The organism is Pseudoalteromonas sp. MIP2626 (genome assembly GCF_013414205.1).
Lineage (GTDB): Bacteria > Pseudomonadota > Gammaproteobacteria > Enterobacterales > Alteromonadaceae > Pseudoalteromonas > Pseudoalteromonas nigrifaciens.
In genome coordinates this window covers 1-443 of sequence record NZ_JAATTW010000132.1, presented here as the reverse complement: position 1 = coordinate 443, position 443 = coordinate 1, and the positions used below count along the sequence as shown (strand labels likewise).

General features: G+C 44.7%; 1 protein-coding gene. It reads right to left on the bottom strand.

The annotated features are described in order from the left end of the window. On the bottom strand, positions 1-443 hold a 443-nt coding region (locus HC000_RS18380; protein WP_179808395.1), incomplete at both ends, for an HNH endonuclease.

Here is a 443-nt window from a genome sequence, read left to right as displayed (position 1 = left end):
AGCCCAATACTTGCTCGCGCTTAAATTTGGTCACGTAGCCAAACGTTTCTTCAAAATCCCAGCACTGTTTTAACTGGACTTTGACTATACCTATTTCAGTCGCATGTTTTGTCTTTGAGCGCTTCACTTTTAGCTCAAACTTTCCTGCGTGTAAATCATTATGGCACGTCTCGCATAGCGTTATTAGGTTACTGGGTGCATCAGTGCCGCCCTGAGAACGAAATACTTTGTGGTGTACGTGCAGCTTGGCGCTGTGCTTCGTTTTACGTCCACTTTGACATTTATAATTGTCACGTTGCAATACGTAGGCTTTAACGTTGTAGTAGCCCAGCTGTGCGCCTTGCTGGTAGCCGGCACCAGTCACAGTTGGGTTAGTTATCTTGTGTATATCGAAGCTAGCAGTTTCAACCTTCCAATGTGAAATTGGTAAGATAGCTTCAACC